Origin of the sequence: Pseudomonas germanica (assembly GCF_019614655.1) — a bacterium.
In the GTDB taxonomy this organism is placed as follows: domain Bacteria; phylum Pseudomonadota; class Gammaproteobacteria; order Pseudomonadales; family Pseudomonadaceae; genus Aquipseudomonas; species Aquipseudomonas neuropathica.
Genome location: NZ_CP071586.1, coordinates 5,471,572 through 5,491,769, shown reverse-complemented (window position 1 = coordinate 5,491,769; position 20,198 = coordinate 5,471,572). Strand labels below are relative to the sequence as shown.

Here is a 20,198-nt window from a genome sequence, read left to right as displayed (position 1 = left end):
GCAGGGCGACTTCGTTAACCTGGCCGGTGGCCGACGACACTTCGCGGATCGAGCCGTGAATACGCTCGACGAAACGGTTGAATGCGGTACCGAGCACGCCAAATTCATCGTTATTGACGATGGTCAGGCGTTTGGTCAGGTCGCCTTCGCCATCGGCGATGTCTTCCATGGCGCGGGTCATCACGTGCAGCGGCTGGATCAGCAGGCGGATCAGCATACCGAGCAGGGCAATGATGATTGCCACGGCAATCACGGTCGCGATCACTGCCGAGGTGCGGAATTCGCTGAGCATCGCAAAGGCCTGATCCTTGTCCACCGACAGGCCGATGTACCAGTTCACCGACGGCAGGCCTTTGATCGGCGCGAAGGTGACGATGCGGGTCTTGCCATCGACGGTGACTTCGCTGAAGTCGCTGCTGATGCGCGGGGTGTCCTGTGGATAGGCTTCTTTCAGTGATTTCATCACCAAGGCCTTGTCCGGGTGCACGAGGATCTTGCCGTCGGCGCTGACCAGGAACACATAGCCCATGCCGTCGAAGTCCCGGGCGGCGAGGGTGTCGACCAGCGATTGCAGGCTCAGGTCGCCGCCAACCACACCCACGCTCTGGCCGGCCTTTTTCGAGGCAGTGGCGATGGAAATGATCAACTGGCCGGTAGCAGCGTCGATGTACGGTTCGGTCAGGGTCGAGGTGCTGCTGCCCTCGGCACCTTTGTACCAAGGGCGCACGCGCGGATCGAAACCGTCGGGCATCTTGGTGTCCGGACGGATGGTGAAGTGCCCGGTGGCATCGCCCAGATAGGTCGCCATGAACGTCGAGGTCAGGCTTTTCTGTTCCAGCAGACTGGCGACGTTGGCGGGCTCGGGGTTGATGGCGATGTTTTGGGCGGCGTTCTCGATCAGTAGAATGCGGCCGCTGAGCCAGGTCTGGATATTGCCGGCAGTGACCTCGCCCATCTCGTTGAGATAGTTGTTCAGGTCATCGCGGATCGCATTGCGCTGTAACCAGTCGTTGTACAAGGTAAACGAGGCGAAGGCGGCGATGACGATGAGGGCGGCGGCAAGCAAAATTTTATGGCTGAAGCGCAGATTTTTGTTCATGGCTTGGGGTTCCGCTAAGGTCTTAATGTCCAGGGCATGCTTTTATAGAAGCGCGCAAAATGGGCAAGGGTGAAAACAAGCTGATATTTCCGTCTCTCCTTAGGGAAATGTCCGGCCTGACTTGTGGTCGGGGTCTCTCACTCCTCTTTATCGGCCATGCGCAATCAAAGATTAACCATTGGGTGACAAAATGCCTGACTCCTCGCAACTCGTAATCGGCGCTGATCTCGCAGGCCAACAGATCGCTCAGGCCATGCGCCTGGCCAACCGCCACGGACTGGTCGCGGGCGCCACCGGTACCGGTAAAACCGTCACTTTGCAGCGTTTGGCCGAGGCGTTTAGCGACGCCGGGGTCGCGGTATTTGCCGCCGACATCAAGGGTGATCTGTGTGGCCTCGGTGCGGCGGGCAATCCGCAGGGCAAGGTGGCCGAGCGCATTGCCGGGATGCCGTGGCTCAAGCACAAGCCGCAGGCCTATCCGGTGACCTTGTGGGACATCCACGGCGAGTCCGGTCATCCGTTGCGCACCACGTTGAGCGAAATGGGCCCGTTGCTGATCGGCAGCTTGCTGGAACTGACCGACAGTCAGCAGTCGGCGCTATATGCAGCCTTCAAGGTCGCCGATCGCGAAGGCCTGTTGCTGCTGGACTTGAAGGATCTGAAAGCGCTGCTCAATCACCTCAAGGACAATCCGCAGCTGTTGGGTGAAGACGCGGCGCTGATGACCACCGGTTCCAGTCAGGCGCTGCTACGCCGTCTGGCGATCCTTGAGCAGCAGGGCGCCGAAGCCTTGTTCGGCGAACCGGCACTGCAACTTGAAGACATTCTGCAACCGACCGCCGATGGTCGCGGGCGCATTCATTTGCTCGATGCCAGCCGTCTGGTGCACGAGGCGCCGAAGGTCTACGCGACGTTCCTGTTGTGGTTGCTGGCCGAGTTGTTCGAGCAGTTGCCGGAGCGCGGCGATGCCGACAAACCGCTGCTGGCGCTGTTTTTCGATGAGGCGCATTTGCTCTTTGGCGACACACCCAAGGCACTGCAGGAGCGGCTCGAACAAGTGGTGCGCTTGATCCGTTCCAAAGGGGTTGGCGTGTATTTCGTCACGCAGTCGCCGGCGGACTTGCCCGATGACGTGCTGGCGCAGCTCGGCCTGCGCATTCAGCATGGCTTGCGCGCCTTTACCGCCAAAGAGCAGAAATCCCTGCGCGCGGTGGCGGACGGCTTCCGGCCGAATCCGGCGTTTGACAGTTTGTCGGTGCTGACCGAGTTGGGGATTGGCGAAGCGTTGGTCGGCACGCTGACCGAGAAAGGCACGCCGGAAATGGTTCAGCGCGGGCTGGTGGCGCCACCGCAGTCGCGAATCGGGCCGCTGACGGAAACCGAGCGCACGCTGTTGATTGCGGGTTCGCCGTTCAAGGGGCGCTATGACAAGCCGATCGATCGTGAGTCGGCGTATGAAATTCTGATGGGGCGTAAAGGGCTGGCGCCGGAGGCCGAGGTGCCAGCGGGTAAGCCAGCAGATGAAGAGCCGAGCCTGGCCGACAGGGCAGGGGAGTTTCTCGGGACGGCAGCCGGGCAGGCGCTTAAGTCGGCGATGCGCCAGGCAGCCAATAACCTCGGTAAGCAATTGGTGCGCGGCTTGATGGGCTCTTTACTCGGTGGCAGCAAACGCCGCTGATCTAATGTAGGAGTGAGCCTGCTCGCGAAAGCGGTGTGTCATTCAACTTCAATGTTATCTGACACAACCTCTTCGCGAGCAGGCTCGCTCCCACATTAAATAATTATTCACGTTCGGATAGCGCTCAGGTCTTGGCTTTGGCGTGCGCCGCAAGGCGTTCCAGCGCCGCACGCAGATTCGGATCAGTGATCCCGTCCGCTGTGGCCTGAATCGTAGCCGCCGCATCCGTGGACAAATCCATCGTGTGCCCGGCCGCCCCGCGCTGCACTGTAGGCGGCTGCACCTTGAACAGAATCCGCGTCAAACTGGCGAACTCATCAAACATCTGCAGCTGCCTCTGCAAGCGTTTTTGCTGATAACGCAGACGTGTGGCCCAATGGCCATCGGTGACAATCAGCAACAGACTGCCCTCACGCCACGACGCTACATGGCAATGTTCACGGGCGGCGGGTTGCAGTTGGCTTTCGAGCAGACGCTGCAAATGCCCCAGTCGTTGGGCATGACCGAGGATGGCTTTGAGCGGCTTGGCTTCGCGCAGGAGAACGGCGGGTGCTCTGGCCGTAAGAGGGCGAAATGCCATGATCGAACACCTGAAGTAACAGAAACGCCATGGTAGCAGAAAGGCCGAAATCACTCGCCCATTGCTTTTGCCCTCGCTTTGCCCATTAAATCAACGACTAACTTCTGCCTTGTATGACTTGAAGTTGAGCAAAACGCCCCTATTTTAAGTGAGCCCCGTCAAAGCGCAGTGCCAGCATCGTGGAACATCGCCACTTTCCTCACTTCCGTTTCCGGGTAGAATGCTCGTTCGCATGCGGCCATGAGGGCTGCACGGGCGACGCTCACGGGGCCGCCCTCCATCCCTTTAGTGTGGAAGATCCTGCCGATATGTTTGCGCCTTTGTTAAAGAAACTTTTTGGAAGCAAGAACGAGCGTGAAGTCAAACGCATGCTCAAGACGGTGCAGCTCGTCAATGCCTTCGAAGAGCAAATGGTGGCCCTTTCGGACGATCAATTGCGCGCCAAGACCGCTGAGTTCAAGGCCCGCATCGCCAAAGGGGAAACCCTCGACAAGCTGTTGCCAGAAGCCTTTGCGGTCGCCCGCGAAGCCGGCAAGCGCATCATGGGTATGCGCCACTTCGACGTACAGCTCGTCGGTGGCATGACCTTGCACGAAGGCAAGATCGCCGAAATGCGCACCGGTGAGGGTAAAACCCTCGTAGCGACCCTGGGTGTTTACCTCAACGCACTGTCCGGCAAGGGCGTGCACGTTGTGACGGTGAACGACTACCTGGCGCGTCGTGACGCCAACTGGATGCGCCCGCTGTATGAATTCCTCGGCCTGACCGTCGGCGTCGTGACGCCGTTCCAGCCGCCGGAAGAGAAGCGTCTGGCCTACGCCGCCGACATCACCTACGGCACCAACAACGAATTCGGTTTCGACTACCTGCGCGACAACATGGCGTTCAGCATGGAAGAAAAATTCCAGCGCGAACTCAACTTTGCCGTGATCGACGAAGTCGACTCCATCCTCATCGACGAAGCGCGTACCCCGCTGATCATTTCCGGTCAGGCCGAGGACAGCTCCAAGCTGTACATGGAGATCAATAAACTGATCCCGCAGCTGGAACTGCACGTTGAAGAAGTCGAAGGCGAAGTCACCAAGGCTGGCCACTACACCGTTGACGAGAAGACCCGTCAGGTCGAACTCAACGAAGCCGGTCACCAGTTCATCGAAGACATGCTCACCCGCGTCGGCCTGCTGGCTGAAGGCGAGAGCCTGTACTCGGCACACAACCTGGGCCTGCTGACCCACGTGTATGCCGGTCTGCGTGCGCACAAGCTGTTCAATCGCAACATTGAATACATCGTGCAGGATGGTCAGGTCGTACTGGTCGACGAACACACCGGTCGTACCATGCCGGGTCGTCGTTTGTCCGAAGGCCTGCACCAGGCCATCGAAGCCAAGGAAGGCCTGAACATTCAGGCCGAGAGCCAGACTCTGGCCTCGACCACCTTCCAGAACTACTTCCGTCTGTACACCAAGCTGTCCGGCATGACCGGTACCGCCGACACCGAAGCGTTCGAATTCCACCAGATCTATGGTCTGGAAGTCATGGTTATTCCGCCGAACAAACCGTTGGCGCGTAAAGACTTCAACGACCTGGTGTTCCTGACCGCCGAAGAGAAATACGCGGCGATCGTTGCGGACATCAAGGAAAGCATGGCGGCCGGTCGTCCGGTGCTGGTGGGTACTGCCACCATCGAAACCTCCGAGCACATGTCCGCATTGCTCGTGAAGGAAGGCATCGAACACAAGGTTCTGAACGCCAAGTTCCACGAAAAAGAAGCCGAGATCATCGCGCAGGCCGGTCGTCCGGGCGCCCTGACTATCGCCACCAACATGGCCGGTCGTGGTACCGACATCCTGTTGGGCGGTAACTGGGAAGTTGAAGTCGCGTCGCTGGAAAACCCGACCCCTGAGCAGATTGCCCAGATCAAGGCCGACTGGCAGAAGCGCCACCAGCAAGTGCTGGAATCCGGCGGTTTGCAGGTGATTGCCTCCGAGCGTCACGAATCCCGTCGTATCGACAACCAGCTGCGTGGCCGTGCCGGCCGTCAGGGTGACGCCGGTTCCAGCCGCTTTTACCTGTCGCTGGAAGACAGCCTGATGCGCATCTTCGCTTCTGATCGAGTGAAGAACTTCATGAAAGCCCTGGGCATGCAGCCGGGCGAAGCGATCGAGCACCGCATGGTGACCAACGCGATCGAGAAGGCGCAGCGCAAGGTTGAAGGCCGCAACTTCGATATCCGTAAGCAACTGCTCGAGTTCGATGACGTCAACAACGAACAGCGTAAAGTGATCTATCACATGCGTAACACGTTGCTGGCCGCCGACAACATCGGTGAAACCATCGCCGATTTCCGTCAGGACGTGCTCAACGCTACCGTCAGCGCGCACATTCCGCCGCAGTCGCTGCCTGAGCAGTGGGACGTGGCCGGTCTGGAAGCTTCGATTGCCAGCGACTTCGGCGTGACACTGCCGATCCAGCAGTGGCTCGACGAAGACGATCACCTGTACGAAGAAACCCTGCGCGAGAAGCTCATGACCGAGCTGATGGCGGCGTACAACGAGAAAGAAGACCAGGCCGGTGCCGACGCACTGCGCTCGTTCGAGAAGCAAATCGTACTGCGCGTGCTGGACGACCTGTGGAAAGACCACCTGTCGACCATGGATCACCTGCGTCACGGTATCCACCTGCGTGGTTACGCTCAGAAGAACCCGAAGCAGGAATACAAGCGCGAGTCGTTCACGCTGTTCTCCGAACTGCTCGACTCGATCAAGCGCGACTCGATCCGTGTGCTGTCGCACGTTCAGGTGCGCCGCGAAGATCCGGAAGCCGAAGAGCAACGTCTGCGTCAGGAAGCCGAAGCACTGGCCGCCCGCATGCAGTTCGAACACGCCGAGGCCCCAGGTCTGGAGCAACCGGAAGTTCTCGGTGAAGAGGTCGATGTGGCCCTCGCCACCGCGCCGGTTCGCAACGAGCAGAAGCTGGGCCGCAACGAACTGTGCTACTGCGGTTCGGGCAAGAAATTCAAGCATTGCCACGGGCAGATCCAGTAAACCCCGTTTCAATCGCTGAAATACCCGCGCCGCGACCGGCTCCTGCCGTCGCGGCGTTTTGCCATTTAAACCACCGTCGCTGCGAGTGACGGTGCTGACATCATTGAGTAAGGAGCGCATTCATGGCTGTTGGTCTTGGTCCTTTGCCAACGTTGCACCCGGTTGCCGGTTTTGAACTCGGTATCGCCTCGGCCGGCATCAAGCGCCCCGGGCGCAAAGATGTCGTTGTGATGCGCTGCGCCGAAGGCTCGACCGTGGCGGGCGTGTTCACCTTGAACGCGTTTTGCGCGGCACCGGTGATCCTGGCGAAAAAACGCGTGCAGAACGCCGTGCGTTATTTGCTGACCAACACTGGCAATGCCAACGCCGGTACCGGCGAGCCTGGCCTGGCCGCCGCTGAACGTACCACTGCCAAACTGGCCGAGCTGACTGGCGTTGATGCCAGCCAGATTCTGCCGTACTCCACCGGTGTGATCGGCGAGCCGCTGCCGGTCGAGAAGATCGAAGGCGCGCTGCAAGCCGCACTGGATGATCTGTCGGAAAACAACTGGGAAGCCGCTGCCACCGGGATCATGACCACTGACACCCTGCCGAAGGGCGCCAGCCGCCAGTTCGAGCATGACGGCGTGACCATCACCGTCACCGGCATCAGCAAAGGCGCGGGCATGATCCGTCCGAACATGGCGACCATGCTCGGCTACATCGCCACCGACGCCAAAGTCTCCCGCGACGTCCTGCACAACTTGATGCTCGACGGCGCCAACAAGTCGTTCAACCGCATCACCATCGACGGCGACACCTCGACCAACGATTGCTGCATGCTGATCGCCACAGGTAAGGCTGCGCTGCCGGAAATCACCCGTGCTGAAGGCGAGTTTTTCGCCAAGTTGAAGCAAGCGGTGTTCGAAGTGTGCATGGACGTGGCCCAGGCCATCGTGCGTGACGGCGAAGGCGCGACCAAGTTCGTCACTGTTGAAGTCAACGGTGGCGGCAACCATCAGGAATGCCTCGACGTCGGCTACACCGTGGCGCACTCGCCGCTGATCAAGACCGCGCTGTTTGCCTCCGACCCGAACTGGGGCCGTATCCTCGCCGCCGTCGGCCGCGCCGGCGTGCCGGATCTGGATGTGAGCAAGATCGACGTGTTCCTCGGCGACGTGTGCATTGCCAGCCGTGGCGCCCGTGCGGCGACCTACACTGAAGCCCAGGGCTCGGCGGTGATGCAGCAGGAAGAAATCACCATCCGTATCGAGCTGGGTCGCGGCGATTGCAGCGAAACCATCTGGACCACTGACCTGTCGCATGAATACGTGAAGATCAACGCTGAATACCGCACTTGATCTAACCTGAGACCGAGTCGCCTGCATCGCCAGCAGGCTGGCTCCCACAGAGATCTGTGTCATTCACAAATCCCCTGTAGGAGTGAGCCTGCTCGCGATGGCGACCTGTCAGGTACCGAAGATTCCGGCCTGTCCCTCCTGATGAAAGGCACCCCCATCATGTCCCTGCACCTGATCATCGGCGACAAACTGCTTTCCTCCTGGTCCCTACGCGCCGCCCTGGCCGTTGAACTGACCGGCGCACCCTACAGCGAAGAACTGATCAAACTCGGCAAGCCCGACACCCGCGCGCTGCTGCTCAAGCATTCGCCGACCGCTAAAGTCCCGCTGCTGCAAACGGCGCGCGGCACCATTGCCGATTCATTGGCCATCGCCGAATACCTCGCCGAGCAGTTTCCGTCCGAGCAACTCTGGCCGAGCGACATATTCGCCCGTGCTCAGGCGCGATCCGCCTGCGCCCAAATGCACAGCGGCTTTTTCGCCATGCGCAATCACATGCCGTTCAACCTCAACCATGACGCGCCTCTGAACCCGGTGCCGCCGGAAGTGAAGGTCGACATCGAGCGCATGCTCGCGCTGTGGGCCGAGTGCCGTGCTGCTGCCACCGAGAGCGGGCCGTACCTGTTTGGTCGGGTGAGTCTGGCCGATGCCTTCTTCGCGCCGATTGCCGTGCGTTTGCGCACCTATCAGGTGACGCTGCCGGCCGCCGACGAAGCCTATGTTGAAACCGTCTACCAATGGCCCGCCTTCAAGGCATGGCAGAAGGCTGGACTGGAGGAGTTGAATCCGTGAAACGCGTACACGTCGCCGCTGCGGTCATTCGTGACAACAATGGCAAAATCCTCATCGCCCGCCGCGCCGACACGCAACATCAGGGCGGTCTTTGGGAATTCCCCGGCGGCAAGGTCGAGGCTGACGAAACAGTTGAAACCGCGCTGACTCGTGAGTTGCATGAGGAGTTGGGCATCGTCGTTGGCGCCGCTCGACCGCTGATCAAAGTGCGTCACGATTACCCGGACAAGCAGGTTTTGCTGAATGTCTGGGACGTGTCGGACTTCAGCGGCGAACCTCACGGTGCCGAAGGCCAGCCGTTGGCCTGGGTCACTGCGAAAGAACTGGCGAACTACGAGTTTCCGGCTGCCAACCAGCCGATCGTTGCCGCCGCGCGTTTGCCTGCGGAGTACTTGATTACGCCGGAGGACCTGGAAACGCCGGCGTTGCTGCGCGGTATCCAGAAGGCGATTGCCGGCGGGATCAAACTGATCCAGCTGCGCGCACCGAACGGCTATGACCCCAAGTATCGCGATCTGGCGGTCGATGCGGCCGGGCTGTGTGCGGGCAAGGCGCAACTGATGATCAAGGGGCCGTTCGAATGGCTCGGTGATTTCCCCTCTGCCGGTTGGCACATCACCTCAGCACAGCTGCGCAAATACGCGGCGGCGGGGCGCCCGTTACCGGCGGAGCGCTGGTTGGCGGCGTCGTGCCACAACGCTGAAGAACTGGCGCTGGCCGAGCAGATGGGCGTGGATTTCGTCACGCTGTCGCCAGTGCAGCCGACCTTGACCCACCCGGATGCACAGCCGTTGGGCTGGGAGCAGGCTGAGGCGTTGATCGAAGGCTTCAGCAAGCCGGTGTTTCTGTTGGGCGGGGTTGGCCCGGCCGAGCGCGAAAAAGCCTGGGGCGTTGGTGCACAAGGCGTGGCGGGGATTCGCGCGTTCTGGCCTGACTCTCTGTAAAGGCTGCTGACCTCATCGCTGGCAAGCCAGCTCCCACAAGGTTTTGTGTTGTTCACAAATGTTGTGTACAACTCGAAACCTGTGGGAGCTGGCTTGCCAGCGATGGCGGCCGGTCAGGCGCTACATCTCTGTCGGTTTTGGGGCCGGCTGCCAAAGAATCTCCGCAACCCCCTGCCGCCGCGCAATCAACCGCGCCGCGACAAACAGCAAATCCGACAACCGATTGATATACGCCAGCCCGACCCCGGCCAACGGCTCAATCGCATTCAAATGCTGACAGCGCCGCTCGGCACTCCTCGCCAGGCTGCGACAAACATGCGCCTGGGCAATCAACATCGAACCGCCTGGCAGAATGAAATTCTCCAGCGGCCCCAATTCCTCGTTCCACACATCGATCGCTGCTTCCAGTCGTTCGATTTCCGCCGTATTCAGCGCCTGATACGCCGGCATGGCCAGCTCGCCACCGAGATCAAACAAGCGATGCTGACAAGGCGCCAACACTTCAATCAGTTCATCCAGCCGCGGACACGCCTCGCGCTCGGCAATCAACCCGGCCAGCAACACGCCGACCTGACTGTTCAGCGTATCGACTTCGCCAATCGCCTCGATGCGCGGGTGATCCTTGGGCACGCGGCGGCCATCGCCCAGGCCGGTTTCGCCTTTGTCGCCGGTGCGGGTGTAGATTTTCGACAGGCGAAAGCCCATGGATTACCTCGATAATTGATTGGTTTCGGCAGCGATGGGCAGCGGTTGCGTCAACGGCAGGCGCAGGGTGAAACACGTGCCCTGGCCCGGTGCTGACTGCACCTCCATCTGCCCTTTGTGATTGTTGGTAATGATGAAATACGACACCGACAAGCCAAGCCCGGTGCCCTGACCGATTTCCTTGGTGGTGAAGAACGGCTCGAAGGTGCGTTTGCGCACGTTCTCGCTCATGCCGATGCCGTTGTCTTCGACCTGGATTTCAGCCCATGGCGGATTGAGCTTGGTGCGCAGGATGATCCGCCCCGGCTCGCTATCGTCTTCACGCTGGTGAATGGCTTGCGCGGCATTTTTCAACAGGTTGAGCAGTACTTGCTCGAGTTCGTTGGCGGTGCCCGGCACCGGGCCGAGTGCCGGATCGAACTGCCGGATGATCGCCTGGCCCTTGAAGTCGAAACCGATGGCCAGGTCGAAGTCATTGCCTGCGATTTCCACGGCTTGATCGATCAGCGCCGGCAGATCGCACGGCGCCATTTGTCGGGTGCTGCGACGGCTGAAGCTGAGCATGTGCGTGACGATTTTCGCTGCCCGAGCGCCGGCCTGTTGAATGCCATCGAGCAATTGCGGCACTTCGCGGCCTTGCAGGTAGCGATTCACCGTGTCCAGCTCGATGCCCAGTTGTTCGGCGGTTTCGAGGTTCTTCGGCAGATCGGCGGACAGGCGTCGCCGGATGTTTTGCACGTTATGCAGGATCGCGCCCAGCGGGTTGTTGATCTCGTGGGCCATGCCGGCGGCGAGGCCACCGACCGAGAGCATTTTCTCTGACTGCACCATCATTTCTTCCAGCGACAGGCGCTGGGTGATGTCGTCGATACGGATCACCACGCCACGCCCGGCACCGCCCATCAATGGATAGAACGTCAGCGCGTAATGCTTGGGTTCTTCATCCTTGAACCACGTTACCCGCTCGATTTTCGCTACGGTGTGCTGTTCGACGGTCTGCTTGAGTTGCGGCAGAAACGGCTTGAGCGGTTCGAAGGCGAGAAAGATCGGCTGGTTCAGCGCTTCGTCCAGACGTGTGCCGGAAAGGGCACTGGCCTCCTGGTTCCATTGGGTGACGTAAAGTTGCTCGTCGAGGGCGATCAGCGCCGAAGGCATCGAGTCGATGATGCTGTTGAGGTAGTTCTGGAAACCGGTGAGCTTCTTCTCGATCTTGCTGCGCACCTGGACTTCGAGTTCCAGTTTGCGGTTGGTGTGGCGGGTTTCTTCGGCCAGCCCCTGCGCCTGATCGTAGGCGGCTTGCGAGTCATCGCGGGCGCGTTTGAGCTGCTGCTCGCGGGCTTCGATGCGCGACAGCATGGTATTGAACGCCTCGGCCAGACTGCCGATTTCATCGTGGTTGCCGCGTGAGGCGCGCAGGGCGTAGTTCTCTTCGCGGGTCACCTGACGCGACAATTCCTCAAGCTGATGAATCGGCCGGGTGATCAGGCGTTTGATCTGTCGGGCAATCACCAGCCACAACAACACGCTGAAAATCAGGATACCGAGGCTCGCGGTCAGCGTGCCGGTGTAGAACGCCATCGGCAGCTCGCTGCTGGCCACCAGCAACAGATGGCCCGGCGCGGTGCCGGGGCGGGGCAGGGTGATCAACTGGTTGCTGCGAAACTCGGTCAGTTGCCACGCTTCGATGTGCCGATAGCGTTCCGGCAGGCTGAGTTTTTCGCCGCGCTGGACTTGCGCCAGCCGTTCGCCCTTGCCGTCATAAAGGGCGGCGGCGCGCAGCGGTGAGTAACTGTCGAGTTCTTTGAGCAGACGCTCGGCGCTTTGCGGTGATTGCAGGGCTTCGCTGACCAGGCTCGGGTTGGAAATCAGCCGGCCGATGGTCTGCAAGGCCTGCGGTGCCATGCTTTCCTGGGAGATGTAATAGGCGGCGCTGATAAAGGTCAGGTTGGCGACCAGCAGGACAGTGGTCAACAGCACCAGCAGGGCGGCCAGCAGTTTCTGGCCGACCGGCAGGTTTTCGAGACGCTGGCGCAATGGCATCAGGTTTATCGCAACAAAGGAACAAGTGGCCAGCGTAGCCGCTGCTCAGTCGCTGGGCAATCCAAGGCTGTGCAGATGAGCGACCAGTCGTTGCTGCAATCGATTGAGGTGCGGCAGGTTCAACTGGTGGCGCGTGGCGACTTTGCAGGCGTGGCCCAACAGATAGCTGATTTCGGTGCGGCGCTGGTTGGCGACGTCCTGAAACATCGACGAGTAGTTGGCAGCCGTAGCGTGGATCACCCGTTCGACTTCCTGTTGCAGGTTGTCGGCGGCGGCGGGTTGGCCGCAGCGCTCGAGCAATTCGGCGAGTTCGGCGCACAGGGTGGCGACTTCGCAATGGTGCTCCTGCAAGCCACCGTTGCGGCAATGGTGCAGCACGGTCAGCGGATTGATCGCGCAGTTGAGCGCCAGTTTGCGCCACAACCGCGTAAGGATATCGGTGCTCCATTCGTGGGGGATCTTTGCCGCGTCCAGATCGTCCAGCCAGATCGGTGCGACCGGATGGCCAGCGTCGCCCAGCCAAGTGAATCCGTGACCGGCGAACACCACACGCCAGTCGCCATCGCGAAAGGCACCCTCGGTGCTTGAAGCGCTGATGCAGCGTGCCATTGGCACACGGTTGGCGACGGCGTCCTGACTGCCGAGGCCGTTTTGCAGAAGGATCAGTTCGGCGTCCGCTGTCAGTCGTGGGGCGAGGCGGGCGACGGCGTTTTCGGCGTCGTAGGCTTTGCAGGCCACCAGCAAACGGCGGATCGGCTCGGGACTGTCGGGTGTTTCGCCGGGAACCGCATAGCTGCTCGCCACACCTTGCTCCACCAGCGTCAAGCCGCCCGCAGCCTGATAGCTTTGCAAGCGTTCGGCATCGCGCACGATCAGTCTGACCGGCAGGCCGGCGCGAGCCAGACGTGTGGCCCACAGTGTGCCGAGACTGCCAGCGCCGAGAATATGCCAGGGGGTGGCCATCAGTTTTTTGCTCGATTGCGTACAGGCATGTGCGGCTCGCCGTGTCGGTGGGAAAAGACCCGTTATAATGAGCCCGATTTTAACCGCAAGCCAAGCGCGCTCCATCCACATCGAGCGCGCCTTTTTATTGGAGAGATTACATGCCGTCGTTCGACGTGGTATCCGAACTGGACAAACACGAACTCACCAACGCGGTCGAGAACGCCGTGAAGGAACTCGATCGTCGTTATGACCTGAAAGGCAAAGGCAGCTTCGAGTTCAAGGAAAAGGACCTCACCGTCAGCCTGACCGCTGAAGCCGGATTCCAGCTGGAAGCGATGATCGAAATCCTCAAGCTGGCGCTGGTCAAACGCAAGATCGATGTGCAGTGCCTTGAAGTCAAAGACGCCTACGCATCGGGCAAGCTGATGAAGCAGGACGCGGTACTTAAGGAAGGCATCGACAAGGAACTGGCGAAGAAAATCGTCGGCCACATCAAGGACGCCAAACTGAAAGTGCAGGCCGCCATTCAAGGCGAGCAGGTACGCGTGACCGGCAAGAAGCGTGATGACCTGCAAGAGGCCATCGCGGCCCTGCGGGCCAAGGAATTCGGCATGCCCCTGCAGTTCAACAACTTCCGCGACTAAACTTTCCGGTCGGGGAACCTCTCGGCGTTTTCAGCGTCCGAGGCCCAAGCAACGGCAGAAACGATTGAGCCCCAGCGGGTTCGGTCTTTCTGCCGCTGATTTTTTACAGCCCGGGAAGCCGGAAATCAGGAGATAGAATATGGATTTGAATGCTGAGGTGGACAACCTGGTCAAGGCATCCCAAGCGTGGATCCCGATGATCATGGAGTACGGCAGTCGCGTGCTGCTGGCCGTGATTACCCTGGCCATCGGCTGGTGGCTGATCAACAAGGTCACGCAAAAGCTTGGCGGTTTGCTGGCCTTGCGTAATGCCGATCTGGCACTGCAGGGTTTTATCAGCAGCCTGGCGAACATTATTCTCAAAGTGCTGCTGATTGTCAGCGTCGCTTCGATGATCGGCGTTGAAACTACCTCCTTCGTTGCTGCGATCGGTGCGGCCGGTCTGGCAATCGGCTTGGCGTTGCAGGGCAGCCTGGCGAACTTCGCCGGCGGCGTGCTGATTCTGCTGTTCCGTCCGTTCCGTATCGGTGACTGGATCGAAGCGCAAGGCGTGTCGGGTACGGTCGACAGCATCCAGATTTTCCACACGGTGCTGCGTACTGGCGACAACAAAACCATCATCGTACCGAACGGCAATCTGTCGAACGGCATTATCACCAACACCAACCGTCAGCCAACCCGCAAGGTTGTGTTTGATGTGGGCGTGGATTACGAAGCCGATCTGCAAAAGGCCCGTCAGGTGTTGCTGGATCTGGCCAAGGATGAGCGCGTGTTGCAGGATCCTGCGCCACAAGCCGTGATTTCGACCTTGGGCGACAGTTCGATCACTGTTTCGCTGCGTGTGTGGGTTAAAACTGCAGACTACTGGGACGTGATGTTCATGTTTAACGAACAGTCGCGTGACCGTTTAAAGACTGCAGGCATTGATATTCCTTTTCCACAACGGGTGATTCGTGTGGTGCAGGAATCGGCGACACAATGATAGGTTGCTAATTAATTGCCTGACTTGTCGGTCAGGCAACTATTGCAAGTGCCAGGTAATAAAAAAGGCCCATCGCAAGATGGGCCTTTTTGTTGTTACCGCAAACTAGTGTTTGGCGATTACAAGATCGACAGTGGGTAGTCGACGATCAGGCGGAACTCGTTGATATCGCCTTCAGCCTGGTCGGCGTTGCCACGGTGCCATGCTTGACGAATACGGAAGGACAGGTCTTTGGCAGGGCCGGCCTGAACTACGTATTTGGCTTCAAGGTTGGTTTCGTGATGCTTGCCATCTTCGCCGTAACCGTAAGAGTTGTATGGGCTGCTGGCGTCCATTTTGGTGCCGTCGATGTCCCAACCTTTTACGTAACGGGTCATGAAGCTCAGGCCCGGAACGCCGTACTCGGCCATTTTCAGGTCGTAACGAATCTGTGCAGATTTTTCGTTAGGGCCGTTGAAGTCGGAGTACTGGATGGAGTTAGCCAGGAAGATCGAGTCGCCACCACGGTTGTTGTCACCCACGCCGACGTAGTCGAACGGCGTATCACCATTGACCTTCTGGAAGGCCAGAGTCACGGTGTGTGCTTTCAGGAACGAGAGCGCAGTTGCCAGAGAGAACGTGGTGTTGCTGATGTCACCGGCTTTGGAATCGCCACTGTCAGTGGTGCGGTAGATATTGAAGTCGGTGTTCAGCGAAGTGTCACCACTGATCGGGGTGGTGAGGTTCACGTTGCTGTAGTACTGGTTCCAGATATCCTTGAACTTCGAACCGTAGAGCGAGACGCTCAGGTTCTCGGTGATGCCGTATTTACCACCGGCAAAGTCCATGGTTTTGCCGGTGACAGGGTTTTCACCGGTGCTGGAGTACTGCGAGTGCAACTCACCATCGCTGTTCATCTCGTCCTGGCTGGAGGCCGAGTAGAAGTGGCCTGCTTCCAGATCCAGGTTGTCGATTTCGCTGCTTTGCAGTTGGAAACCGGTTGCGGTCTGAGGAATCAGACGGGAGCCGCCAACGGCGAAGACTGGAGCGGTGCTTGGCTGGAACTCGCCGAATTTCAGCTCGGTCTTGGAGATGCGGGCCTTGATCGCTGCGCCTGCTTTACCGAGGGAGTCGTTGGCATGACCTTGGGAGTCGAGGCTGGTGTTGCCCGAACCTGTGGTGCCATCGCCACCATCCAGTTTGATGCCCAGGTAGCCGAACGCATCAACACCCACGCCGACGGTACCTTGGGTGTAACCGGAGCTGAAGTTGCTCAGGAAACCTTGAGTCCAGTCTCGCTGATCGTTTGATCCGGCTTTTCTGTCTCGGTTGAAGTAATAGTTGCGCAGCAACACATCAAACTTCGCGTCTTCAACAAAACCTTTGGCTTCAGCCTGGTCACTTACAAACGGGGCGGCCGTTGCCACTTGAGTACTGGCTGCTGCAGCAACTGCCAGTGCGATCATGCTCCACTTCATCACGCGCATCGTGATTTGCTCCTTTGGTTTTAGAAGAGTACTGCCGTCCCACCTGTTTTATTATCTGGGCGGCTCTTTCTTTTTGTGTCGGCGCAAACTTATATCACGCCGACAATGTTGGCGATACTTGCTATTCCAACCTTTCAGCTTCTTTACGACGGTGTCGCAAATGACGTGGTGGATGTCGCAAATTCACAGTACCGACGCAGCCGGACTGACAACTTTCTCGCTGTTTATGGGCCTTTTTGCATCGGTAAAAAAGAGTCCCTGGCAAAACACTTGAATCTCCATCGGGCAACCCTGCCACTGTTCTTATGGGGCTTAAGGCATCCACTTCCAGTGGTGCGCTTATAGTCCATATGGGTACGAATGCAACAAGCGTGCACAAACCGCAATTTCGCTGCGGTTATTTTTCTGAACACCCGCCTGCGTTTGTGAAAACCTCGTGAAAGCTGGGCTTCAAGCCTGATTTTTTCATTGCTTGACGCCATTCCTCCTATGGTGTTGTCACGCCGAGAAACGCGCGTGACATCCAAAAACGTTACCGGTTCACCCCGCCAGTGAGTATTTGGCGGATGCCCGACGCAGTGAGCGTAGACGCACTGTGCGGTTTTGGTGCAAAAAAATTTGCAGCTGTTCTGAATTCATACAGCTTGCAGGGGCATGACGCTGCACGTCTCTGCTGATTCTGGTCATTTTTTTGTGCTGAACGTCGATGTTGGTTCCGTGCTGGTGCGTCGCGCTCGTAAATGTCACATCTCGGGGCGTTGGCAGAGCGACGGGGTTCACCGTCGTCGTGAAGGCTGGCGCATTCGCAGGTATGCTGCCGTCCTGTCGCTTGGTGCGCTGTCCATCGGGATGGCCGCTAAGCTGAATAATGATCAGCCGGGAGTGCGCGCAGTGTTTGCTTTAGATTCACGACTTCAACAGGACACGCTGACCATCGGTGATTTCCCTCTCTGCCGACTGCTGCTGTCCAATGATGCCAACTACCCTTGGTTCATTCTGGTGCCTCGTCGGGACGATATCAGTGAGTTGTTTCAGTTGGATGTCGCCGATCAACAGCAGTTTTGGCAGGAAACCACCGCGCTGGCTGAGCTGCTCAAGGATCTGTTCGATGCCGACAAAATGAACGTCGCGACCTTGGGTAACGTTGTCAGTCAGATGCACATGCATGTGATTGTGCGCAAACGTGACGACGCAGCCTGGCCGGCGCCGGTCTGGGGCAAACACCCGGCCAAGCCTTACAGTACCGAGCAGGTCGCTGCCATTCGCGAACGATTGCGACTGGTGTTGACCGAGCATTTCACCTTTGTGGAGGGCTGAGTCATGAATCTGGAAGAACGTGTTACCGATCTGGAAAGCCGTCTGGCGTTTCAGGATGACACCATTCAGTCGTTGAACGACGTGCTGGTGGCGCAGCAGCGCGTGGTCGAGCGCCTGCAATTGCAGATGGCGGCGCTGCTCAAGCGTCAGGAGGAGATGGTCGGCCAGTTCGAGTCCTTCGAGGATGAGGCGCCACCGCCGCACTACTGAGACCGGTACTTTTCAGCAGGCGTAAAAAAACCGCGAACAGCACGCTGCTCGCGGTTTTTTTATGCCTGGATCAGCGTCGCGGCAGCGCGGCGATCACGTCCTCGGCTTGCAGGCCCTTGTCCCGGTTCATTACCGAGAACTCCACGCGCTGGCCTTCGACCAGGACGCGGTGACCTTCGCCACGGATCGCGCGAAAGTGCACGAAGATATCATCGCCGGAATCCCGGGAGATAAAGCCGAAGCCTTTGGAGGTGTTGAACCACTTGACGGTACCGGTATCACGATTGGTCATGTCATAGCTGGTTGGAGCAGCAGCCGGTGAAGAACGATAGAAGCTGACGGCCAGGTGCAGGACCACGGCAACCAGCGCGATCACCAGAGTGAACAGCACGGCTGGCTGACCGGCGATGACGGGCATCGGGGCGATCAGGGTCAAGGTTTGCAGGACGACGGTCAGTACCAGCAGCGCGCTGACCAGGTTTTGCAGATGCTGACGAGGGCCTTTGTTCCAGAAAGGAATCACTGGAGCAATCACCAGGTTCAGCAGGCCGAAAAAGGCCAGGTAAAGTGCATCGGGTTGTTGCAGGTAGGGAACGGCTTCGGATTTCAAGCTGGGTATGAACGACAGCAGCAAAGCCGCTGCGCCCATTAGCAGGTGGACGATTTTCAACATTTTGATTGGCTCACGTTTATGACGGCTCACAAGGAAGAGCTGAAGGCGCACGGTTCGCTTCGGAACAAAATAAGAGGCGGTGGACACGTTCACGGCATCAGCCTATGCGCAACGCCCCGAAAAATGGGGCATGGCGACACACTGCCTATTTAACAGCAAAGCCTGCGGCTACTCAAATCAGCCCGGCCAGCGGCATGCGTCGGTCGATTTGTCGCAGCACCTGCACCCGATCCGGGCTGCGGGGTGTCGGTAGGCTTGCTAGAGTGGGTCTGCACCTGTTGGATGAATTCAATCGCCGTTAGGGGGTAAACATGGCAATCGATATCGGTATCAGTGAAGAAGATCGCAAATCCATCGTCGAAGGCTTGTCGCGTCTGCTGTCGGACACCTACGTGCTGTATCTGAAAACCCACAACTTCCACTGGAACGTCACCGGCCCGATGTTTCGTACGCTGCATTTGATGTTCGAAGAGCAATACAACGAGCTGGCGCTGGCCGTGGACTCGATCGCCGAGCGTATTCGCGCATTGGGCTTTCCGGCGCCGGGCGCCTATGCCACGTACGCGCGCCTTTCTTCTATCAAGGAAGAGGTGGGCGTGCCGAGTGCCGAAGACATGATCAAACAATTGGTCGATGGTCAGGAAGCCGTGACCCGCACGGCCCGTGGCATCTTCCCGCTGCTCGACAAGGTCAGCGATGAACCGACCGCAGACCTGCTGACCCAGCGCATGCAGGTTCACGAAAAAACGGCGTGGATGCTGCGCTCGCTGCTGGAAGCGTAATCCCCCTAGTGCGCGGGCCCGCCAGCGGGGCTCGTGCGCTGTCCGCAATCCTACCTGTGTCGTTGGCTTATCCTACGGAGTCGGTCAATAAGTCGTCTGGCTATAACTTTGTGTCTGCGCTTTTATGAAAGCCACAGGATGTGACTTTTCAAACAAGCAGAGATGGCAAAGGAGTGTCACTGATATGGCAGAGGGAGACAGGCGAGGCGACAGGATTGTCGGCTTGCCCCATGAGTTGAAAGTTGATCCGTTCATCAGCGAGTTCGACATGGCACTGGTTCAGCCATCGTCACGATCCGTGCGTCTGAACGGTTATGCGACCTGTCTGCGGCTGGAGCGGGTCTACTGGAACATCCTCGGCAACATGGCCGCAGATAACTGCTGTTCGATCAGCTCGCTGTTGTCCCACGTCGACCGCGAAGTGCATCTGCGTCACGGCGGGGTGAGAAATTTCAGCGCGCTGGTGCGGGTGGTGTGCGTCATGAACGGCGTCAAGCAGGCAGCAACTGCCGAATCGCTCTGAAACGGCGGTTGCAAACGAGGTCTCGGCCTGTGCAGTCTTACGGCTGCACAGGCCGCATTTAATCGATATAATCCCGCTCTTTCGCCGCAAAGCCCTGCGCGCGGTGGCAATCTGATCGCCGAGACACCCCCATGCCGATGTACGATTACCAATGTGCTTCCTGTGGTCATCAGTTGGAAGCCATTCAAAAGATCAGCGATGCACCGCTGGTCGACTGCCCTGCCTGCCAGGCGCCAGAGCTCAAGAAACAGCTGTCCATGCCAGGCTTTCGCCTCAGCGGCAGCGGTTGGTACGAAACCGATTTCAAGACCGGGACCAAGAAGAATCTGGCCGGTGGCGACAAATCTGACTAGGGTTCAACCCCAGGTTGAACGACACGCGTGAGTTTCCGCATTGCTTTGAAAGCAACGGGATCTCCACCGAATATCGAATGA

At 58.9% G+C, this 20,198-nt stretch carries 18 protein-coding genes and 1 pseudogene; 12 read left to right on the top strand and 7 right to left on the bottom strand.

The window, feature by feature from the left end; translation table 11 throughout:
• Positions 1 to 67 precede the first annotated feature (67 nt).
• Positions 68 to 1,099 (bottom strand): annotated as a pseudogene (locus tag J0G10_RS30400) (HAMP domain-containing protein); the annotation flags it as partial.
• A gap of 190 nt (positions 1,100 to 1,289) precedes the next feature.
• Here J0G10_RS30400 and J0G10_RS24360 point away from each other — a divergent pair.
• Positions 1,290 to 2,777, top strand: coding sequence for a helicase HerA-like domain-containing protein (locus J0G10_RS24360; RefSeq protein ID WP_095126207.1), 1,488 nt, complete (start codon positions 1,290 to 1,292; stop codon positions 2,775 to 2,777).
• Positions 2,778 to 2,901: 124 nt separating this feature from the next.
• Here the strand turns inward: J0G10_RS24360 and J0G10_RS24355 are convergent, their stop codons facing one another.
• Positions 2,902 to 3,357, bottom strand: coding sequence for a DUF721 domain-containing protein (locus J0G10_RS24355; RefSeq protein ID WP_016983197.1), 456 nt, complete (start codon positions 3,355 to 3,357; stop codon positions 2,902 to 2,904).
• A gap of 308 nt (positions 3,358 to 3,665) precedes the next feature.
• On the opposite strand from J0G10_RS24355, the gene secA reads away from it, so the two are divergent.
• From secA to J0G10_RS24335, 4 genes are all read left to right on the top strand, one after another.
• Positions 3,666 to 6,401 carry a preprotein translocase subunit SecA gene (gene secA, locus J0G10_RS24350; RefSeq protein ID WP_095048223.1) on the top strand — a complete coding sequence of 912 codons (2,736 nt, stop codon included), beginning with the start codon at positions 3,666 to 3,668 and terminating at the stop codon, positions 6,399 to 6,401.
• 122 nt (positions 6,402 to 6,523) lie between these two features.
• The gene (gene argJ / locus J0G10_RS24345) at positions 6,524 to 7,741 is read left to right on the top strand and encodes a bifunctional glutamate N-acetyltransferase/amino-acid acetyltransferase ArgJ (RefSeq protein ID WP_095048222.1); all 1,218 of its coding nucleotides are present in this window, start codon (positions 6,524 to 6,526) and stop codon (positions 7,739 to 7,741) included.
• Positions 7,742 to 7,900: 159 nt separating this feature from the next.
• Entirely contained in the window at positions 7,901 to 8,533 is a 633-nt protein-coding gene (locus J0G10_RS24340; protein WP_095048221.1) for a glutathione S-transferase family protein, read from the top strand.
• On the top strand, positions 8,530 to 9,477 hold the full coding sequence (locus J0G10_RS24335) for a Nudix family hydrolase (RefSeq protein ID WP_220556905.1): 948 nt from the start codon (positions 8,530 to 8,532) through the stop codon (positions 9,475 to 9,477). The genes J0G10_RS24340 and J0G10_RS24335 overlap by 4 nt, the downstream gene beginning before the upstream one ends.
• Before the next feature lie 120 nt (positions 9,478 to 9,597).
• On the opposite strand, the gene J0G10_RS24330 is transcribed toward J0G10_RS24335, so the two are convergent.
• From J0G10_RS24330 to J0G10_RS24320, 3 genes are read right to left on the bottom strand one after another with little or no spacing between them, the layout of a single operon-like run.
• A complete protein-coding gene (locus tag J0G10_RS24330) occupies positions 9,598 to 10,182 on the bottom strand; it encodes a cob(I)yrinic acid a,c-diamide adenosyltransferase (RefSeq protein ID WP_220556904.1) in 585 nt (194 codons plus the stop codon).
• A gap of 3 nt (positions 10,183 to 10,185) precedes the next feature.
• Entirely contained in the window at positions 10,186 to 12,222 is a 2,037-nt protein-coding gene (locus tag J0G10_RS24325; RefSeq protein ID WP_220556903.1) for a sensor histidine kinase, read from the bottom strand.
• 45 nt (positions 12,223 to 12,267) lie between these two features.
• Positions 12,268 to 13,185: a putative 2-dehydropantoate 2-reductase gene (locus tag J0G10_RS24320; protein WP_220556902.1), complete on the bottom strand. Its 918-nt coding sequence runs from the start codon at positions 13,183 to 13,185 to the stop codon at positions 12,268 to 12,270.
• A 140-nt stretch (positions 13,186 to 13,325) separates the two neighbouring features.
• Between J0G10_RS24320 and J0G10_RS24315 the strand changes: the two genes are divergently transcribed.
• Both J0G10_RS24315 and J0G10_RS24310 read left to right on the top strand, forming a co-directional pair.
• A complete protein-coding gene (locus tag J0G10_RS24315) occupies positions 13,326 to 13,811 on the top strand; it encodes a YajQ family cyclic di-GMP-binding protein (protein ID WP_007912755.1) in 486 nt (161 codons plus the stop codon).
• 139 nt (positions 13,812 to 13,950) lie between these two features.
• The gene (locus J0G10_RS24310; RefSeq protein ID WP_034153426.1) at positions 13,951 to 14,793 is read left to right on the top strand and encodes a mechanosensitive ion channel family protein; all 843 of its coding nucleotides are present in this window, start codon (positions 13,951 to 13,953) and stop codon (positions 14,791 to 14,793) included.
• 119 nt (positions 14,794 to 14,912) lie between these two features.
• Here J0G10_RS24310 and J0G10_RS24305 read toward each other — a convergent pair whose 3' ends face one another.
• The gene (locus J0G10_RS24305) at positions 14,913 to 16,259 is read right to left on the bottom strand and encodes an OprD family porin (protein ID WP_150774433.1); all 1,347 of its coding nucleotides are present in this window, start codon (positions 16,257 to 16,259) and stop codon (positions 14,913 to 14,915) included.
• 891 nt (positions 16,260 to 17,150) lie between these two features.
• On the opposite strand from J0G10_RS24305, the gene J0G10_RS24300 reads away from it, so the two are divergent.
• Together J0G10_RS24300 and J0G10_RS24295 are read left to right on the top strand one after the other, a co-directional pair.
• On the top strand, positions 17,151 to 17,576 hold the full coding sequence (locus tag J0G10_RS24300) for an HIT domain-containing protein (RefSeq protein ID WP_077574284.1): 426 nt from the start codon (positions 17,151 to 17,153) through the stop codon (positions 17,574 to 17,576).
• A gap of 3 nt (positions 17,577 to 17,579) precedes the next feature.
• Complete coding sequence (locus J0G10_RS24295; RefSeq protein WP_093430493.1) at positions 17,580 to 17,786, top strand: SlyX family protein; 207 nt, start codon at positions 17,580 to 17,582, stop codon at positions 17,784 to 17,786.
• Between the two features lie 70 nt (positions 17,787 to 17,856).
• Here the strand turns inward: J0G10_RS24295 and J0G10_RS30170 are convergent, their stop codons facing one another.
• Complete coding sequence (locus J0G10_RS30170) at positions 17,857 to 18,459, bottom strand: cold-shock protein (RefSeq protein ID WP_007912746.1); 603 nt, start codon at positions 18,457 to 18,459, stop codon at positions 17,857 to 17,859.
• Positions 18,460 to 18,770: 311 nt separating this feature from the next.
• Here J0G10_RS30170 and J0G10_RS24285 point away from each other — a divergent pair, with 311 nt between their 5' ends.
• From J0G10_RS24285 to J0G10_RS24275, 3 genes are all read left to right on the top strand, one after another.
• Positions 18,771 to 19,241: a Dps family protein gene (locus J0G10_RS24285; protein WP_038366640.1), complete on the top strand. Its 471-nt coding sequence runs from the start codon at positions 18,771 to 18,773 to the stop codon at positions 19,239 to 19,241.
• A gap of 184 nt (positions 19,242 to 19,425) precedes the next feature.
• Positions 19,426 to 19,764, top strand: coding sequence for a ribbon-helix-helix domain-containing protein (locus J0G10_RS24280; RefSeq protein ID WP_220556901.1), 339 nt, complete (start codon positions 19,426 to 19,428; stop codon positions 19,762 to 19,764).
• Positions 19,765 to 19,895: 131 nt separating this feature from the next.
• The gene (locus tag J0G10_RS24275; protein ID WP_093430491.1) at positions 19,896 to 20,117 is read left to right on the top strand and encodes an FmdB family zinc ribbon protein; all 222 of its coding nucleotides are present in this window, start codon (positions 19,896 to 19,898) and stop codon (positions 20,115 to 20,117) included.
• Positions 20,118 to 20,198: the final 81 nt, after the last annotated feature.

What these genes read in the sequence shown, in the direction of transcription:
- J0G10_RS24360 (WP_095126207.1), top strand. Translation starts at nt 1,290, where the DNA reads ATGCCTGACTCCTCGCAACTCGTAATCGGCGCTGATCTCGCAGGCCAA.
- J0G10_RS24355 (WP_016983197.1), bottom strand. Translation starts at nt 3,357, where the DNA reads ATGGCATTTCGCCCTCTTACGGCCAGAGCACCCGCCGTTCTCCTGCGC.
- secA (WP_095048223.1), top strand. Translation starts at nt 3,666, where the DNA reads ATGTTTGCGCCTTTGTTAAAGAAACTTTTTGGAAGCAAGAACGAGCGT.
- argJ (WP_095048222.1), top strand. Translation starts at nt 6,524, where the DNA reads ATGGCTGTTGGTCTTGGTCCTTTGCCAACGTTGCACCCGGTTGCCGGT.
- J0G10_RS24340 (WP_095048221.1), top strand. Translation starts at nt 7,901, where the DNA reads ATGTCCCTGCACCTGATCATCGGCGACAAACTGCTTTCCTCCTGGTCC.
- J0G10_RS24330 (WP_220556904.1), bottom strand. Translation starts at nt 10,182, where the DNA reads ATGGGCTTTCGCCTGTCGAAAATCTACACCCGCACCGGCGACAAAGGC.
- J0G10_RS24325 (WP_220556903.1), bottom strand. Translation starts at nt 12,222, where the DNA reads ATGCCATTGCGCCAGCGTCTCGAAAACCTGCCGGTCGGCCAGAAACTG.
- J0G10_RS24320 (WP_220556902.1), bottom strand. Translation starts at nt 13,185, where the DNA reads ATGGCCACCCCCTGGCATATTCTCGGCGCTGGCAGTCTCGGCACACTG.
- J0G10_RS24315 (WP_007912755.1), top strand. Translation starts at nt 13,326, where the DNA reads ATGCCGTCGTTCGACGTGGTATCCGAACTGGACAAACACGAACTCACC.
- J0G10_RS24310 (WP_034153426.1), top strand. Translation starts at nt 13,951, where the DNA reads ATGGATTTGAATGCTGAGGTGGACAACCTGGTCAAGGCATCCCAAGCG.
- J0G10_RS24305 (WP_150774433.1), bottom strand. Translation starts at nt 16,259, where the DNA reads ATGCGCGTGATGAAGTGGAGCATGATCGCACTGGCAGTTGCTGCAGCA.
- J0G10_RS24295 (WP_093430493.1), top strand. Translation starts at nt 17,580, where the DNA reads ATGAATCTGGAAGAACGTGTTACCGATCTGGAAAGCCGTCTGGCGTTT.
- J0G10_RS30170 (WP_007912746.1), bottom strand. Translation starts at nt 18,459, where the DNA reads ATGTTGAAAATCGTCCACCTGCTAATGGGCGCAGCGGCTTTGCTGCTG.
- J0G10_RS24285 (WP_038366640.1), top strand. Translation starts at nt 18,771, where the DNA reads ATGGCAATCGATATCGGTATCAGTGAAGAAGATCGCAAATCCATCGTC.
- J0G10_RS24280 (WP_220556901.1), top strand. Translation starts at nt 19,426, where the DNA reads ATGGCAGAGGGAGACAGGCGAGGCGACAGGATTGTCGGCTTGCCCCAT.
- J0G10_RS24275 (WP_093430491.1), top strand. Translation starts at nt 19,896, where the DNA reads ATGCCGATGTACGATTACCAATGTGCTTCCTGTGGTCATCAGTTGGAA.